Here is a 15,678-nt window from a genome sequence, read left to right on the forward strand (position 1 = left end):
CGTCCTGGGTCTGATGGAGGCTCTAGTCATTTGATTTCGGCCAGGGTCCTCGCGCCCTGCTGGGTAGCGTAGAGGCCGTTCTCGAACTCGGCGGGCGGGACGTCGCCGAGGTAGCCGTGCAGGCGCTCGGTGTTGTGCCAGTGGGCCCAGCCCAGGGTCGCGAGCTCGACGTCTTCGACGCTCTTCCACGGCCCTGATCGTGCAGGTCCGCGGATGAGTTCGGCCTTGTAGTAGCCGTTGACGGTCTCGGCCAGCGCGTTGTCGCACGAGTCGCCGACGGTCCCGATCGACGGCGTGGCGCCGATCTCGGCGAGTCGCTCGCCGTAGCGCAGGCTCGTGAACTGGCTGCCGGCATCGGAGTGGCACCGCAGCCCGGCCAGTCGGGTGCCGCGGGACCAGCGGGCCCTCTCGATCGTGTCGAGGACCATCGTGGTGCGCATATGCGCGGCGACCCGCCAGCCGACGATCATCCGTGAGTAGGCTCGATGATGAAGCACACGTAGGCCACGCCGGCCCAGCTCGGCACGTAAGTCAGGTCGGTCACCCACAGCTGGTTCGGCGCGGTGGCGGTGAAGTCCCGGCCGACCAGGTCCGGATGCCTCGGTGCGCCCGGGTCGGGCCGGGTGGCGGCCGCCCTGGTCGAGGGCATCGTCCGGCCGGACGTGGCCTGGCGCCCCCTGGTGTCGGTGCTCGCCCTGGCGCTGATCCCTGCCTTGCTCTGGCGGCGGAGCCGCCCCCTGGCGGCCGCCCTGGTCGGGTGGGGCGTCGCCGGGCTGCTCTCGGTCCTCCAGCTGACTGCGCACGCTGGGGACCTCGGCCTCTACGCCATGATCGCCGTCCTGATCCTGCTCTACTCCCTGGTGCGGTGGGGCTCGGGACGGGAGATCGTCCTGGGGACGGCCTTCGTGGCGCTCGTCGTCGTGCTCGGGATGTACGCCTCCTCCGCGAGCTGGGCCGACGTCTTCGGGGGGACCGTCCTCTTGCTGCTGTTCGTCGCCGTCGCGGCGGTGTTCCGCTACCGCGCGGACCTCTGGCATCGCCGGCAGCGCGAGATCCGCAATCAGGAGCGGGTGGCGCTGGCGCGCGAGCTGCACGACATCGTGGCCCACCGCGTCTCGGCCATCGCGGTGCAGGCGCAGGCCGGTGGCGTGGTCGCCGGCGTCCAGCCCGGGAAGGCTGTCGAGGTCCTGGCTGCGATCGAGTCCGAAGCGTCGCGAACCCTGGAGGAGATGAGGTCCATGGTGCGGGTGCTGCGTGAGGAGGACGCCGTCGCTTACTCGCCGCAGCTGGGTGTCGCGGAGCTGCCTGCTCTGGCGCGCGCCGACGCGACGCCCAGCGTCGAGGTCTCGCTGAACGGTTCGTTGACCCGGCTGGCACGACCCGTGGACGCCGCGCTCTACCGGCTCGCGCAGGAGTCGCTGACCAACGCCGTACGGCACGCCCGGAGCGCGACCCGCGTCCGGATCGACGTACGCCGGGAGGGCGACGCCGTCAGGCTGCGTGTCAGCGACGACGGACGGACCGAGCCAGGGCCCGCACCGGAGCCTGGGTTCGGCCTGCGGGGCATGGCCGAACGCGCCCAGCTCCTCGGCGGGTCGCTCTCCGCGGGCCCGGCAGACGAGGGCGGCTGGGTGGTCGAGGCCGTGCTGCCGGTGGAGGCGCTGGCATGAGCATCCGTGTTGTCGTGGCCGACGACCAGGACCTGGTCCGGACCGGGCTGGTGATGATCCTCGGCGCGCAACCCGACCTCGAGGTCGTGGGGGAGGCGGCAGACGGGCCCGCAGCGCTCGATCTGGCGACCCGGCTGCGTCCCGATGTCCTCCTCGTCGACATCCGGATGCCCGGGCTCGACGGCGTCGAGGTGACGCGGCGCCTGGCCGGGCCAGGTGTGACGGACCCGATGGCGGTCGTCGCGATCACCACCTTCGACCTCGATGAGTACGTCCTCGGCGCCCTGCGCGCGGGCGCCCGCGGCTTCCTGCTCAAGGACGCCGGGCCAGAACTCCTCGTGCAGGCCATCCACGCGGCGGCCGACGGGGACGCGCTGATCGCCCCCAACGTCACCCGCCGGCTGCTGGCGACCTTCGCCGACCAGGCGCCGGCGGTACCGGTCCAGCCCATCGACGCGCTCACCAAGCGCGAGGAGGAGGTGCTCGCGCTGGTGGCGCGGGGCCGGACCAACGCCGAGATCGCCACGGTGCTCTTCGTCAGCCTGAGCACGGTCAAGACCCACGTAGCATCGTTGATGACCAAACTCGGCGTCCGCAACCGCGTCGAGGTCGCGATGTGGGCATTCGACACCAGACGCGTGAGAGTCGACTAGTGGGTACAGATCGCAGCGCACGACGGTCCGGCTCGGCGCTCTCGGACCTGAATGAGAACGCTTCTGGCTCGATCGGGTGAGGTCGAGGAGACCGACGGACGGCCCGAAGGACGCTGCGACCTCGGCCTCGAGATTCTCGCCCGCTGCCGGCTTACCAGCATCACCGAGCCAGGAACGGAGGTGAACACCGACCCCGACCTCGAACTCAGCGCTTGACCTCATGAGGATCATCAAGCGCGACACCACTTCCGGGGACTTAACTCGAGGCGTGCGGGGTTCATCGGTGACGTCCGCGGGCCCTTCCCTTAGACTTTGAGCGCAGCTAGCGTGACCCGACCCGGACGCGGTCTCCTTCCGGCAGGGTGGGGCCGGACGGGCCAGAAATCGTCAAGAAACCTTCGGCCGTGGTCGGTCCTGGCCAGTCCGGATCGGTAGGCTGCAAGACCAAGAAGATGCAGGTCATCAGCACTTTTCGGCTCGTGTGAGTATGCAGCCGGACCATGTCGGACCGGGCCCGATCTCTCCAGGGGGTCGCAGGTTCAAATCCTGTCAGCCCGACCGGCACACGACGAGAGGCTCGGACCGCACAGCGGCCCGAGCCTCTCGTCGTTCTCAACAACACCTTCTCTGAGCGTGTCGGTCGCGGCCCCTACGGCGCACATATGCCACGTGAGCCGTTGTCCGGACATCTCGTGGCCTGCAGGCGATTCACGTCGGCGCGTACGAGCGCTACCGTGTGCCGGCGCTTGCCGTGCCGCTCACCTCGACTCCGGGCTCCTCGAGCGTGGTTCCCCCTTCGTCCTGACCTGGCGATGGACGACCACGGCCTCGGGTCGGGAATCTCGCCATGCTCGATCGTCGAGCAGGTCGGCATGCCATCGGGTGTCGCACTCTCGCATGGGGGCACTGGGCGGATAGGGCGCGACGCAGAAGCCTCGCGGTGGCATTGCCCGTGAAGCGATGACCACCACCGTCGTCCTGATGCGGGTCCCGAGGTGAGCCGTACCCGCGCGTCGCCCACCGTCGACGGGCGCCGAAGTGCCCATCGGGTCCGGTCGGGCAAGATGGTCGGATGCCGAACGACGCCCGCAGCGGCCTGCGCGTGACGCCCGCTCTCGTCCTCCCGGAGGCGGAGCTGTCGTGGCGCTTCTCGCGCTCGTCGGGGCCGGGCGGTCAGGGCGTGAACACGACCGACTCGCGCGTCGAGCTGTCGTGGGACGTCACGGCGTCGCGGCTGCTCACCGAGACCCAGCGTGCACGGATCCTCGAGCGGCTCGGGCGCCGGGCGACGGACGGCGTGCTGACCGTCGTGGCGTCCGAGCATCGCGCGCAGCTGCGCAACCGGGACGCCGCGCGGACCCGGCTCGCGGCACTCGTCGCCGACGCGCTCGCCCCGCCCGGGCCGAGCCGCCGCGCGACGCGCCCGACCCGCGGGTCGGCGCAGCGGCGCATCGACGCGAAAAAGCGGCGCGCGGGGGTCAAGCGGATGCGGCGGCCCCCGCAGGACTGAACCGGACGTCGTCGCCGGCGGGCGGGTCGGCTCGACGGTCAGACGCCGCGGTCGGGCGCGCCCATGTCCCCGGTGGCGGGCACGCCGTCGGCGAGGCCGTAGTGGAGGTACACGGTGCCGCTCGGGCCTGCGACGGGAGGTTCGAGGAGGCGGAGGTTCGTCGGCACCTCCCCGCCGTCGAACACCTTCTTCCCGACCCCCAGGACGATGGGGTGGACCCAGAGGTCGATGCGGTCAAAGAGCTTCTCGTGCAGGAGCGTCTGCACGAGGTCGAGGCTGCCGACGACGCGCACGTGCTCGTGCCGGTCGCGGATCTCACGCACGGCGGCGGGCAGGTCCGGGCCGAGCTGGGTGGAGCCGGCCCAGGTGAGGTCGGGGGTGCCGCGGGAGGCGACGTACTTCGGGATGCTGTTGAACAGGGTCGCGATGTCGCCGTCCTGGCCGTCGCCGCTCTGGTGCGGCCAGTAGGCGGCGAAGATGTCGTACGTCCGCCGCCCGAGGAGGAGGGCGTCCGTGCCCTCCCCGTAGGCGGCGTCGATCTGCTCCCCGGCGACCTCGTCGATGAGCGGGGCCTGCCAGCCGCCGAAGGGAAAGCCCTCGGGGTCCTCGTCGGGGCCGCCCGGCGCCTGGGCGACGAGGTCGAGGGTGGCGAACAGCTCGAGGTGGATGAGTCCCATGGTGCCCTCCCGGTGGGTCGTCCGACCCGGGTGGCCGGGCGGCTCACGGGGGAGACCCTCGGGGTCCCGCGAACTCATCGGCACAGAAACCTTCCACTGTGAGGTTTTGGGGGTAGGCTCGTCCCCGGCTTCCGGCGCGGTGCGACGTACTTCTGTACGGGCATCGACGGAAGTTGGACCGCAGACCACGCGAAGGAGCCCCCAGATGCCCACCACGTCCGTGCAGCTGTACTCGCTGCGGGATGCCATCGCCGCCGACCTGGACGCCGCCGTCGCGCGCGTCCGTGAGATCGGGTACGAGCACGTCGAGCCGTACGCGTTCGTCGAGCGCGTCGCCGACTTCGAGCGCGCGTTCGCCGCGACCGGCCTCGCCGCGCCGTCCGGCCACGCCGCCGTCATCGACGTCGCCGAGCCCGACGTCGTCTTCGAGGCCGCTGCCCGCCTCGGCATCGGCATCGTCATCGACCCGTTCGTCCCGACCGAGCGGTGGCAGACCGCCGATGACGCGAAGAAGCTCGCCGACCGCGTCAACGAGCTGACGGTCCGCGCGGCGGGCCACGGCCTGCGCTTCGGCTACCACAACCACCAGTGGGAGTTCACGAACAAGGTCGACGGTCGCCCGGTGTTCGAGATCTTCGCCGAGCAGCTCGACCCGGAGGCGGTGCTCGAGGTCGACACGTTCTGGGCCACCGTCGGCGGCGCCGACGCGCCGGCCGTGCTCAAGACGCTCGGCGACCGCGTCGTCGCGATCCACGTCAAGGACGGCGAGGTGTCCGGCGACATCGCGACCGTGCTGCCCTCCAGCGAGAGCGCGCTCGAGGTGCCGCCCGCGCTCAAGGCCGCCTACGAGAACCAGGTGCCCGCCGGCCAGGGCGACGTCGACGTGCCGGCGATCCTCGCCGCCGCGCCGCAGGCCATCCGCGTCGTGGAGTTCGACTCCTACGCGGGCGACGTCTTCGAGGGCGTCGCCGCGTCCCTCGCCTGGCTGCAGGAGAACGACAAGTGAGCCGCGTGGGCGTCGGCATCATCGGTGCCGGGAACATCTCCACGCAGTACCTCGAGAACCTCACGAAGTTCGCCGACGTCGAGGTCCGGATGGTGGCCGACGTGCTGCTCGACCGCGCGGCCGCCCAGGCGGAGGCCTACGGCGTCGCGTCGTCGGGCACGGTGGAGGAGCTGCTGGCCCGCGACGACATCGAGATCGTCGTCAACCTGACGATCCCGGCCGTGCACGCCGAGGTCGGTCACCAGATCGTCGCGGCCGGCAAGCACGTGTGGAGCGAGAAGCCCATCGCGACCGACCACGCGTCGGCCGCCGCGCTGCTGGCCGCCGCCGAGGCGAAGGGGCTGCGCGTCGCGTGCGCCCCGGACACCGTGCTCGGCGCGGGCATCCAGTCCGCGCTGCGCGCGATCGCCCGCGGCGACATCGGGGAGGTCCTCACGGCGACCACGATGTTCCACGTCCCAGGCCCCGAGGCATGGCACCCGGACCCCGACTTCCTGTACGCGACGGGCGCCGGCCCGCTGTTCGACATGGGCCCGTACTACGTCACGACGCTCGTGCACGCCCTCGGCGCCGCGTCCCGCGTGCAGGCCGTGTCGTCGAAGTCGCTCGAGAAGCGGACGATCGCGTCCGGCCCGCGCGCCGGCGCGACGTTCCCCGTGGAGGTGCCCACCCACCACGCGGCGCTGATCGAGTTCCGTGGCGGGCAGTCGGCGCAGTCGACGTTCTCGTTCCAGCACGCCCTGCCGCGCGCCGGGTTCGTCGAGATCAACGGCACGACGGGCACGATCGTGCTGCCCGACCCCAACGTGTTCGACGGCGACTCGACCTTGTGGCGCTACGGGCAGGAGGAGCCCGAGACGATCGCCGCGACGGGCTCCACCTGGGGCCGCGGGACCGGGGTCGTCGAGCTGGCGCGCGCGATCCGCGAGGGGCGGCCCGAGCGGGCGTCCGGCGCGGTCGCGCTGCACGTGCTCGACGTGCTCCTCGCGATCCGCGACGCCGCGGAGTCCGGGACGGCGGTCGACGTCGCGTCCACGGTCGACGCGCCGCCGCCGCTGGCGGAGGACTTCGACCCGGCGGCGTCGACCTTCTGACGCCACCCGCGACGAGGGCCGGGTCCTGCGGGACCCGGCCCTTCGTCGCGTCAGGACGTCGGAGAGGGCGGCGGCACCAGCCGCTCGAGGAGCTCGAGCACGCGCGCGCCGTCCACGGCGTCGGGGTCGAGCAGCCACTGCACCTGGATGCCGTCGGACGCGGCGATCGCCAGCGCGGCGAGGTCGCCGGCGTCGACGGCGGGGTCGATCCGGCCCGCCTCCTGGTCGGCGCGGACCTGGTCGGACAGCTCGGCCCGCAGGCGGGCGAAGCGCTCGCGAAAGAACTCGCGAGTGACCGGGTGGCCCTCGCCGGCGGCGTCCCCGGCGAGCGTCGTGTAGAGCTGGACGAGCCCCGGCACCTCGCGGTTGAGGACGGCGCTCTTGCGCATCCCGCCGACCACGGACGACGGCGGGCCGCCGTCTTCGCCCCGCTGGACCTCGTGCTCGTGGTAGACGGCCACGAGCAGGTCGTCGCGCGAGGGGAAGTAGTGCCGCAGCGTGGCGTGCGAGACGCCGACCGCGTCGGCGACCGACCGCAGCGAGGACGCGTCGACCCCGTGCTCCGCGACCATCCGGAGCACCTGGTCCAGGATCTGCGCCCGGCGCGCCGCGCCCTTCGCGTAGCCGCGCCGGGGCGCCGCGTCGTCGTCTGCCCCGTCCGGTTCGCCCACGCCGCCAACCTACCGGGCGTGGGCGGACCGTCCTCGGTGGCGGCCGTCAGAAGTCGAAGTCGTCGATGTTGTCCTTGTTGAAGCGGTAGGGGTCGCCGAGCAGCACGGTCGCGTCGGCGTCGACGGTGAAGTCGCCGAGCTTGCCCGCGGTGAACGAGTCGCCCTCGGCCCCGGTGATGGTGCCCTCGACCATGGCGTCGGCCGCGAACGCGGCGAGGTAGCCGAGGTCCTCCGGGTTCCAGAGCGCGAACTCCGTGACCGTGCCGTCCTCGACGTACTCGCGCATCTGGTTCGGCGTGCCGAGGCCGGTGACGGCGACCTCGCCCTTCGCGTCCGACGTCGAGACGTAGCGGGCCGCGGCGGCGATGCCCACGGTGGTGGGGGAGACGATGCCCTTGAGGTCGGGGTGCGACTGCAGCAGCGCGGCCGTCTTGTCGAACGACGTCTGGTCGTCGTCGTTGCCGTAGACGGTGTCCACCAGGGTGATGTCGGGGTGGTTGTCGGCCAGGTCCTTCTCCATGAGCTCGATCCACGCGTTCTGGTTCGTGGCGTTGGCGCTCGCGGAGAGGATCGCGACCTCGCCCGAGTCGCCGATCTGCTCGGCGATCATGTCGACCTGCACCTTGGCGATGCCCTCGGCGGAGGCCTGGTTGACGAACAGGTCGCGGCACGCGGGGTCGGTGTCGGAGTCGAAGGTCACGACCTTCGTGCCGGCCGTCCGCGCCTCGTCGAGCGCGTCGCAGATCGCCTTCGGGTCGTTGGCCGACACGATGAGCGCCTTGGTGCCCTGCTGGGCGGCGGTGTTGATGAAGGGCACCTGCGCGTCGGGCGTGGCGGTGTCCGGCCCGACCTCCGAGAAGGAGCCGCCGAACTCCTCGGTGGCGGCCTTCGCGCCCTTCGTGCTGGTGTCGAAGTAGGGGTTGCCGAGGTTCTTCGGGAGCATGACGACCGAGACGTCCCCGCCGCCGCCGCCGCTCTCGTCCCCGCCGCCGCCGTCGTCGCCGCCGGACGAGCATCCGGCGAGGGCCAGTGCTGCGGTCATCGCGAGGGCCGCGAGGGCGGCCGACCGCTGGTTGGTGAGCTTCATCGTTCTTCCTTTCCGACGGGCCGCGGGATGGTCGGGCGTCGGCGCCGGACGAACCAGGCGGTGACGCTCGGGGAGATCACCGACAGCACGAGGAGCGCGCCGATGATGATGTTGATGACGTTGACGGTGACGCTCTCCAGCCGCAGGGCGCTCGAGACGACGCCGATGAGCAGCACGCCGGCGACCACCCCGTGCAGTGCGCCGCGGCCGCCGAAGATCGACACGCCGCCGAGCAGGACGGCGGCGACCACCTGCAGCTCCATCCCCGTCGCGTTGTCGCCGCGCGCGCTGCCGTAGCGGAGGGTGAAGAACACCCCCGCGAACGCGGCGACGGTGCCGGTGAGGACGAAGAGCACGAGCTTGGTCCGGGCCACACCCACGCCGCTGAACCGCGCGGTGTCGGCGCTGAGGCCGATGTCGTAGACCCCACGGCCGAACGGCGTGAAGTGCAGCAGCACGACGAAGACGGCGGCCAGCACGACGATCGGCACGAGGGCCACCGGGAGCTGGGTGTCCCCGAGCCGGGCGGTGGCGAGGTCGGTCCAGGTCTCGGGGAAGTCGGTGACGGCCTTGGTGCCCAGCAGCCCCACCGCGACACCGCGGTACAGGGCGAGGGTGCCGATCGTCACGGCGAGCGAGGGCAGCCCGACGAACGCGACGAGGAAGCCGTTGAGGACTCCGCACACCACGCCCACGAGGAGCGCGGCGCCGGCGGCGGCCGGCACGGCCCAGCCCGCCTCGACCAGGAGGCCGACGGTGACGCTGGAGAGCCCGACGACGCTGGCGACCGACAGGTCGATCTCCCCGGTGATGATCACCAGGGTCATCGGCAGCGCGATGAGGAGGATCGGCGCCGTGTCCAGCACGAGGTAGGGCAGCGTGAGCGGGCCGCGGAAGTTGTCCACGTACTGCAGCGAGAGCGCGACGACGACCACGAGCAGCGCGATGATCCCCGTCTCGCGGGTGAGCAGGGTCCGCTGCCACCAGGGCCGCGCGTGGGCGGCGTACGCGCGCCCGGTCCGTTCCGGACGGTCCGTGGTCGTCATCGCGCATCCCTCGCTCGGACGAGTCGCCGGGCGGTGCGGTCCGCGAGCACCCGGTCCAGCACGATCGCCCCGATGATGAGCACGCCGACCACGGCCTGCTGCCAGAAGTCGGGGACGCCGAGGATCGGCAGGGCGCGGTTGATCGTCACCAGCAGGACGGCGCCGAGCGCGGCGCCCCAGACCGTGCCGCTGCCGCCGAAGATGGCGACCCCGCCGATGACGGCTGCGGCGACGGCCTGCAGCTCGGTGCCGAGGCCCGCGCCGGAGCTGATCGTGCCGTAGCGGGCGGCGAACATGATGCCGGCGAGCCCGGCCAGCGCGCCCGAGAGCACGAACGCGCCGATCACCCGGCGGCGCACGGGCAGGCCGTACAGCACCGCGGCCTCGGGCTCGGAGCCGATCGCGTACAGCTCGCGCCCGCTGCGGGCCGTGTGGAGGTAGTAGCCCACGGCGGCGAGCACGACGAGCGCGACGACCGTCAGGACGGGCACCGTCAGCACGGTCCGCGTGCCGAGGGCGAGGAAGGTGCCGGGCAGGTCGGACGCGTTGACCCGGTCGCTCCCGGCCCACGTGAGGACGACGCCCCTGTACACGTACAGCGTGCCGAGGGTGATCACGAGGGCGGGCACGCGGCCCAGGCCCACGAGCAGGCCGTTGACGAGCCCGAGGGCCGCCCCCGCCAGCATCGCGACGAGGAACACCACTGGCACGGGGAGGTCCGGGTTCGCGATGAACAGCCGCCCGCTGAGGTAGGCGGTCAGCGCCAGGACCGAGCCCACCGACAGGTCGACGTTGCGGGTGATGATGACGACCGCCTGGCCCACCGCGAGCACCACCAGCACGGACGGCGTCAGGAGCAGGTCGCGCCAGCTGTTCGGGCTGAGCAGGAAGCTGTCGTTGGCGGCGGTCGCGGCCGCGATCACGGCGAGCAGGACGAGGCCGATGGCGAGCTCGCGGGAGCGGAGCACCGTGCGCCAGGCGCGGCGGGCGGGGGAGAGGCGGCTGGGCTCCACCAGCTGCTCGGTCGCGGGCCCGGTCACGGCTGGTGCTCCAGGGTGGCGGTGGCGGCGTGCATCACGGCCTCCGGGGTGGCGTCGTCGCGCGGAAGCTCGGCGGTGACGCGGCCCTCGGCGACGACGAGCACGCGGTCGGCCATGCCGAGCACCTCGGGCAGCTCGGAGGAGATCATGAGGATCGCCATGCCCTGCCCGGCGAGCTCCGACAGCAGCCGGTGCACCTCGGCCTTGGTGCCGACGTCGATGCCCCGCGTCGGCTCGTCGATGATCAGCAGGGTCGGCGTCGTCGCCAGCCACTTGGCGATCACGACCTTCTGCTGGTTCCCGCCGCTCATCGTGCTGCCGTGCATGTCCAGCGCGCTCGTCTTCACCTCGAGCCGCGACGCCCAGGGCGCGGCGGCGTCGCTCTCGCGCCGGGTCGTGAGCATCCCGAGCCGTGCGATCCGGGACCGGATCACGGCGGTGACGTTCCGCGCGACCGTCGAGTCGGTGACCAGGCCCTGCTGGCGGCGGTCCTCCGGCACCAGCGCCATCCCGGCCCGGACCGCCGCGCGCGGGCTGCGGGGCGGCACCGGGCGTCCGTCGACGCGCACGCTGCCCGCGTCGTAGGGGTCGACGCCGAACACGGCCCGGGCGATCTCGCTGCGACCGGCGCCCACGAGTCCGGCGAGGGCGACGATCTCCCCGGCCCGGACGTCGAACGAGACGTCGTGGAAGACGCCGGCGCGCTGCAGCCCGCGCACCTCGAGCCGGACGTCGCCGATCGGCGCGGGGAGCTTCGGGTACAGGTCGTCGACGGTGCGCCCGACCATGTGCGTCACCACCTCGGTGACGGAGGTGTCGGCGACCGCCGCGGTGGCGACGTACTCGCCGTCGCGCAGCACGGTGACCGCGTCGCACAGGTCGAAGACCTCGTCGAGGCGGTGGGAGATGAACACCAGGGCCCGGCCCTCGTCGCGCAGGCCGCGGGCCACCTGGAGCAGCCGGCGCACCTCGTGCCCCGACAGCGCCGCGGTGGGCTCGTCCATGACGAGCACGCTCGCGTCGAGGGAGATCGCCTTGGCGATCTCGATGATCTGCTGGTCCGCGATCGACAGGCCCTCCGCCGGGCGCAGGGGGTCGAGGGAGACGCCGAGCCGTGCGAACAGCGCGGCGGCCTGCTCGCGCATCGCCCGCCGGTCGACCCGGCGCCCGGACCGCAGCGGGTGGCGGCCCATGAAGATGTTCTCCATGACGCTGAGGTCCGGGAACAGGGTGGGCTCCTGGTAGATCACCGCGACGCCCGCCGCCCTCGCCTCGGCGGTCGTGGCGAAGTCGACGTCGCGCCCGTGCAGCCGGAACGTGCCGGCGTCGCGGCGGTACAGGCCGGAGAGGATCTTCACCAGGGTCGACTTGCCGGCGCCGTTCTCGCCGACGAGGGCGTGGATCGACCCGCCGTCGACGCTCAGCGCTCCGGACCGCAGCGCGGCGACGGGACCGAACGACTTGCGCACGTCCCGCAGCTCGAGCACGGGCCCCGCGGGTGGGCTCGCCATGGGCCGCTCCCTCCGACGTCGTTGTCGCGAGTGATGCCTAAAAACGATTCAAAGTGCCTGCCACAGAACGCTATTCGTCCCCGGTGCGCAGCGTCAACGCGCCGTTCCGGATCGTGTCGATGTCGTGACAGACGTGCCCGTCGTCCGTCGGGTGCCCGCGACCTGCGCCCGGGGTCGTGCTCGACGCCCTCAGACCTCGTCGAGCCAGGCCTGCACCTGGGTGTGGTCGGGCATGCGGGCGTCGCCGATGACGTGCGGCACGACGCGCGAGTAATAGTCGGTGACCGGTCCGTCGGACTCGCGCACGAGACAGCCGGCGGACCGGCCGCCGACGACCCAGGACCCCAGGACCACGCGGTTGCCGTCGAGGTCGGGCAGGCGCGTGTACTGCTGGTACACGAGCGGCTGGTCGCCGTAGGAGCCGTCGTTGACCTGCTCCAGGTCGTCGGCGTGCACGTGCACGTTGTCGCCCTCGCGGCCCCACAGCGGCTTCGCGACCCACTCGGTGAGGTCGCGCGGCTCGCCGAGGTAGGCGGGCAGCAGGTTCGGGTGACCGGGGAACAGCTCCCACAGCACGGGCAGGATCGCCTTGGTGGACAGCAGGAGCTTCCACGCCGGCTCGATCCACCGGGTGGGCCGGCGCTCGTGCCCGCCCAGCAGGTGGGTGCCGAACTCCTCGCTCAGCATGTCCTCCCACGGGTAGAGCTTGAACGCGGCGTGCACGGTGAGGTCGTAGTCGTCCACGAACCGCTGCCCACGGGGGTCGTCGTCCCAGCCGAGCTTCTCGATCGGGTGCCCGTAGGTGGCCAGCCCGGCGCTCGCGGCCGTGTCCCGCAGGTAGGTGACGGTCATCTCCTCCTCGCCGGAGTCGTCGGCGGTGGAGTGCAGGAAGTGCACGCCCTGCGGGTAGCGGCCGGCCTCGGCGGCGTCGCCCCACCACCGCACCAGCCGGTCGTGCACCGAGTTCCACTGGTCGTAGCGGGGGAACACGTCCTCGAGCCAGCGCCACTGCGCGACGGCGGTCTCGACCAGGCCGGTGGGGGTGTCGCCGTTGATCTCGAGCATCTTGGCGGGCCCGGTGCCGTCGTAGGCGAGGTCGAAGCGCGCGTACAGGGACGGGTCGCTCCGCTCCAGCGACTCCCGCGCGAGGGCGAGCGCGCCGGAGGGGAGGGCCAGGTCGGCGTCGGAGTAGCGCCGCAGCATCTCCCGGGCCGCCTCGAGGCACATGCCGTACAGCTCCTCGGTGGCGCCCTCCAGCCGCTCGACCTCGGCCATCGTGAAGTCGTACCAGGCCGACTCGTTCCAGTAGACGACCTCGCCCTCCTCCCCGTGCAGCCCGGTGGTCGGCGTGACGGGAAAGACGAGACCCTGCGAGACCACCGTCTCGCGCCACCCGGGGCGAGGGGCGATCGTGTGCCGGCGCATCAGGCGATGCTGGCCACGACGACGAGCGCGACGGCGACGATGACGCCCGCGCTCACGCCGGCGAGCGGCACCACCGGGCCGGGCGCGGTGACCTCCTCGCCGAGCGTCCCCGGCGTGACGAGGTCCACCAGCCGCCACGCGAGCGACTGGAGCAGCACGCCCAGCACGCTGAACGCCACCGTCCAGGCGAGCGCGGCCCCGAACGCCGAGTCGGCGTTCGACCAGATGGCGGTGAAGACGATGGCGCCCTGCGCGACCATCCAGGTCGCGGCGACGAGCGCCGCGGAGTGCGAGTCGCGCAGGTGCTCGCCCAACCGGCCCGGCGTCAGCAGGTCCAGGACGAACCAGGAGGCGACGAGCACGAGCGTCCCGACGAGGCAGTAGGCGACGCCGCAGCCGAGCGCGGGCAGGAGGTCGGTCATGGCGGAGGGGTCTCCTTCGGTGCGGAGCGAGAGGTGAGGGGGCGAGCCGGACGTCAGGAGCCGACGTGGCCGCTGCCGCCGAAGCCGCCGCGGGTGATCGTGCCGCCGTCCGAGTCGACGCCGCCCTTGGCGGACGTGCCGGACAGCCGGGTGGAGTCGAAGCTGCCGGTGCTCGTGGCGTAGGAGGTGCCGACGGCGGGCGCGCGGCCGCCGGAACGCAGGTAGTACCAGTAGAAGCCGGACGCCGGAGTCCCGCTGCCGTGGTAGTCGTCGTCCTCGTCGCATCGGTCGTCGTCGACCCGCAGCTGGGTCTCGGGGTCGACGCAGATCGCGCGGTTGTCCGCCGACTGCGAGCTGCAGCCGGTGAGGGACGCCGCTACGACGGCGGTCACGCCCAGCGTGACCGAGGCGCTGCGCATGCGACGGACGGGGGAAGTCACGGGTGGTCCTCCTGTGGGACGGGACGGGGGCGGGAAGCGGCGGGCACTCCGGCGGTACGGACGAGCGGCACGCCGGCGGCGACCGAGACGGCGACGACGAGCAGCGAGACTCCGCCCAGGTCGAGCACCGACAGCACGAGGACCGCGCCGAAGACCACGGCCGCGACGGCCGGCACGACGACGCGCCACAGGGGGCGGGCGCCCACGCCGTCGGCGTACGGGAAACGGATCGTGGCCACCGCCGTGGCCAGGTAGTAGGCCGCCACGAGCACGGAGGTCGCGGCGACGGAGTCGGCGAGCACGGCGTCGGACAGCAGCACCAGGAGCACGTAGATCGCTGCGGCGACCGCCGTGAAGACCCACGTGGCGGTGGACGGGGTGCCGAACCGCGGCGACACGTCCGCGAGGCGCGGCGAGCCGACGCCGTCGCGCCCCATGGACAGCATCGTGCGCGTGGTGGGCAGGATCGTGGTCTGCGCGGACGCCAGCGCGGACAGCAGCACGGCGGCCACGAGCACCTTGCCGCCGGTGGTGCCGAGCAGGTCGCCGGCGAGCACGGCAAAGAAGTCGTCGTCGGCGACGTCGGCGAGGCGGTCGGCGCCCGACCAGCTGATCGCGGCCCACGTCACGACGACGTACAGGAGCACGAGGACGGCGTTGGCGGCGAGCGCGGCGGCGCCGGGGGTGCGGCGGGGGTCGTCGGACTCCTCGTTCGTGGAGAAGGACGAGTCCCATCCCCAGTAGAGGAAGACCGCGGCGAGGAACGCGGTGGTCCACCCGCCGACGCCGCCCTCCCCACCCGCCTGGACCGTGGGCCAGGCGAGCTGGTCGGCCTGCGTCAGCGCTCGGCCCGCGAACCACAGGAGCGCGACGAGCTCGATCCCGACGAGCACCAGCTGCAGCCGGGCGGCCACCTGGACGCCGCGGTACGCGAGCCAGGCCATCGCCCCGAGGCACGCGGCGCCCGCGACGGCCTGGGCGACGCGCGACCCTGCGAGGTCGGTCGCGCCCACCAGGTCGAACGCGTACACGGCGCTCACCTGGGCGAGGTTGGCCATGACCAGCAGGCAGGCGGCGATGGTGAGCCACCCGGCCATCGCGCCCGAGCGCGGGCCGAGGGCGCGCTGCACCCAGGCGTACGTGGTGCCGCAGTCGGGCAGCTCGCGGTTGAGCTCGCGGAAGCACAGGGCGACGAGCACGACCGGCACGGCGGACAGCACCAGGGCCGTGGGGGCGGCCGTGCCGACGGCCGCGACCAGGAGTCCGACGCTGACGGCGAGCGAGTACGCCGGGGACGTCGAGGCGACGCCGAAGACGGTGGAGCCGAGCCGCCCCACCACCCCGGACCGCAGACGTCCGGCCGGAGCGGCCGGAGCCGCCGGGGCGAGCGTCATCGGTCGGCCACGGCGGCCCGCCGACCCGAGTC

The 15,678-nt window shown here is 72.6% G+C and carries 15 protein-coding genes and 2 pseudogenes; 6 read left to right on the forward strand and 11 right to left on the reverse strand.

What is annotated here, in order from left to right:
• Positions 1 to 26: 26 nt before the first annotated feature.
• A pseudogene (locus tag ABZ493_RS09470) lies at positions 27 to 625 on the reverse strand (IS3 family transposase); the annotation flags it as partial.
• Between ABZ493_RS09470 and ABZ493_RS09475 the strand changes: the two are divergent.
• The 4 genes and pseudogenes from ABZ493_RS09475 to arfB all read left to right on the forward strand — a co-directional run bounded on the left by ABZ493_RS09475 (position 624) and on the right by arfB (position 3,833).
• Positions 624 to 1,670, forward strand: a complete 1,047-nt coding sequence (locus ABZ493_RS09475) for a histidine kinase (RefSeq protein WP_430581906.1) — start codon at positions 624 to 626, stop codon at positions 1,668 to 1,670. The pseudogene ABZ493_RS09470 and the gene ABZ493_RS09475 overlap by 2 nt on opposite strands.
• Positions 1,667 to 2,323, forward strand: a complete 657-nt coding sequence (locus ABZ493_RS09480) for a response regulator transcription factor (RefSeq protein WP_430581907.1) — start codon at positions 1,667 to 1,669, stop codon at positions 2,321 to 2,323. Before ABZ493_RS09475 ends, ABZ493_RS09480 begins: the two co-directional genes overlap by 4 nt.
• An 84-nt stretch (positions 2,324 to 2,407) precedes the next feature.
• Positions 2,408 to 2,539, forward strand: a pseudogene (locus tag ABZ493_RS09485) (IS256 family transposase); the annotation flags it as partial.
• An 856-nt stretch (positions 2,540 to 3,395) separates the two neighbouring features.
• Positions 3,396 to 3,833: an alternative ribosome rescue aminoacyl-tRNA hydrolase ArfB gene (gene arfB, locus ABZ493_RS09490; RefSeq protein ID WP_430581908.1), complete on the forward strand. Its 438-nt coding sequence runs from the start codon at positions 3,396 to 3,398 to the stop codon at positions 3,831 to 3,833.
• Between the two features lie 38 nt (positions 3,834 to 3,871).
• Here the strand turns inward: arfB and ABZ493_RS09495 are convergent, their stop codons facing one another.
• Complete coding sequence (locus ABZ493_RS09495) at positions 3,872 to 4,510, reverse strand: dihydrofolate reductase family protein (RefSeq protein ID WP_430581909.1); 639 nt, start codon at positions 4,508 to 4,510, stop codon at positions 3,872 to 3,874.
• Between the two features lie 205 nt (positions 4,511 to 4,715).
• Between ABZ493_RS09495 and ABZ493_RS09500 the strand changes: the two genes are divergently transcribed.
• A complete protein-coding gene (locus tag ABZ493_RS09500; RefSeq protein ID WP_430581910.1) occupies positions 4,716 to 5,516 on the forward strand; it encodes a sugar phosphate isomerase/epimerase in 801 nt (266 codons plus the stop codon).
• The gene (locus tag ABZ493_RS09505) at positions 5,513 to 6,610 is read left to right on the forward strand and encodes a Gfo/Idh/MocA family oxidoreductase (protein ID WP_430581911.1); all 1,098 of its coding nucleotides are present in this window, start codon (positions 5,513 to 5,515) and stop codon (positions 6,608 to 6,610) included. Before ABZ493_RS09500 ends, ABZ493_RS09505 begins: the two co-directional genes overlap by 4 nt.
• Before the next feature lie 50 nt (positions 6,611 to 6,660).
• On the opposite strand, the gene ABZ493_RS09510 is transcribed toward ABZ493_RS09505, so the two are convergent.
• The 9 genes from ABZ493_RS09510 to ABZ493_RS09550 form a co-directional block, all read right to left on the reverse strand.
• The gene (locus ABZ493_RS09510; RefSeq protein WP_430581912.1) at positions 6,661 to 7,281 is read right to left on the reverse strand and encodes a TetR/AcrR family transcriptional regulator; all 621 of its coding nucleotides are present in this window, start codon (positions 7,279 to 7,281) and stop codon (positions 6,661 to 6,663) included.
• Positions 7,282 to 7,327: 46 nt separating this feature from the next.
• Positions 7,328 to 8,368, reverse strand: coding sequence for a rhamnose ABC transporter substrate-binding protein (gene rhaS / locus ABZ493_RS09515; protein WP_430581913.1), 1,041 nt, complete (start codon positions 8,366 to 8,368; stop codon positions 7,328 to 7,330).
• Positions 8,365 to 9,414, reverse strand: coding sequence for an ABC transporter permease (locus ABZ493_RS09520; protein ID WP_430581914.1), 1,050 nt, complete (start codon positions 9,412 to 9,414; stop codon positions 8,365 to 8,367). The genes rhaS and ABZ493_RS09520 overlap by 4 nt, the downstream gene beginning before the upstream one ends.
• Positions 9,411 to 10,430, reverse strand: coding sequence for an ABC transporter permease (locus ABZ493_RS09525; RefSeq protein ID WP_430581954.1), 1,020 nt, complete (start codon positions 10,428 to 10,430; stop codon positions 9,411 to 9,413). Before ABZ493_RS09525 ends, ABZ493_RS09520 begins: the two co-directional genes overlap by 4 nt.
• 20 nt (positions 10,431 to 10,450) lie before the next feature.
• Positions 10,451 to 11,965, reverse strand: a complete 1,515-nt coding sequence (locus tag ABZ493_RS09530) for a sugar ABC transporter ATP-binding protein (protein ID WP_430581915.1) — start codon at positions 11,963 to 11,965, stop codon at positions 10,451 to 10,453.
• Positions 11,966 to 12,154: 189 nt separating this feature from the next.
• Complete coding sequence (locus tag ABZ493_RS09535) at positions 12,155 to 13,390, reverse strand: glutathionylspermidine synthase family protein (RefSeq protein WP_430581916.1); 1,236 nt, start codon at positions 13,388 to 13,390, stop codon at positions 12,155 to 12,157.
• Positions 13,390 to 13,812 carry a DUF350 domain-containing protein gene (locus tag ABZ493_RS09540; RefSeq protein WP_430581917.1) on the reverse strand — a complete coding sequence of 141 codons (423 nt, stop codon included), beginning with the start codon at positions 13,810 to 13,812 and terminating at the stop codon, positions 13,390 to 13,392. The genes ABZ493_RS09535 and ABZ493_RS09540 overlap by 1 nt, the downstream gene beginning before the upstream one ends.
• A gap of 53 nt (positions 13,813 to 13,865) precedes the next feature.
• On the reverse strand, positions 13,866 to 14,252 hold the full coding sequence (locus ABZ493_RS09545; protein WP_430581918.1) for a tRNA-dihydrouridine synthase: 387 nt from the start codon (positions 14,250 to 14,252) through the stop codon (positions 13,866 to 13,868).
• Positions 14,249 to 15,646, reverse strand: a complete 1,398-nt coding sequence (locus tag ABZ493_RS09550) for an APC family permease (RefSeq protein ID WP_430581919.1) — start codon at positions 15,644 to 15,646, stop codon at positions 14,249 to 14,251. The genes ABZ493_RS09545 and ABZ493_RS09550 overlap by 4 nt, the downstream gene beginning before the upstream one ends.
• Between the last annotated feature and the right edge of the window lie 32 nt (positions 15,647 to 15,678).

This window comes from Isoptericola sp. NPDC019482 (genome assembly GCF_040632295.1).
GTDB lineage: Bacteria > Actinomycetota > Actinomycetes > Actinomycetales > Cellulomonadaceae > Isoptericola.

Bases quoted from the DNA above. Each gene is read 5' to 3' on its own strand.
- ABZ493_RS09480 (WP_430581907.1), top strand. From the start codon at position 1,667: ATGAGCATCCGTGTTGTCGTGGCCGACGACCAGGACCTGGTCCGGACC.
- arfB (WP_430581908.1), top strand. From the start codon at position 3,396: ATGCCGAACGACGCCCGCAGCGGCCTGCGCGTGACGCCCGCTCTCGTC.
- ABZ493_RS09495 (WP_430581909.1), bottom strand. From the start codon at position 4,510: ATGGGACTCATCCACCTCGAGCTGTTCGCCACCCTCGACCTCGTCGCC.
- ABZ493_RS09500 (WP_430581910.1), top strand. From the start codon at position 4,716: ATGCCCACCACGTCCGTGCAGCTGTACTCGCTGCGGGATGCCATCGCC.
- rhaS (WP_430581913.1), bottom strand. From the start codon at position 8,368: ATGAAGCTCACCAACCAGCGGTCGGCCGCCCTCGCGGCCCTCGCGATG.
- ABZ493_RS09520 (WP_430581914.1), bottom strand. From the start codon at position 9,414: ATGACGACCACGGACCGTCCGGAACGGACCGGGCGCGCGTACGCCGCC.
- ABZ493_RS09530 (WP_430581915.1), bottom strand. From the start codon at position 11,965: ATGGCGAGCCCACCCGCGGGGCCCGTGCTCGAGCTGCGGGACGTGCGC.
- ABZ493_RS09535 (WP_430581916.1), bottom strand. From the start codon at position 13,390: ATGCGCCGGCACACGATCGCCCCTCGCCCCGGGTGGCGCGAGACGGTG.
- ABZ493_RS09540 (WP_430581917.1), bottom strand. From the start codon at position 13,812: ATGACCGACCTCCTGCCCGCGCTCGGCTGCGGCGTCGCCTACTGCCTC.
- ABZ493_RS09550 (WP_430581919.1), bottom strand. From the start codon at position 15,646: ATGACGCTCGCCCCGGCGGCTCCGGCCGCTCCGGCCGGACGTCTGCGG.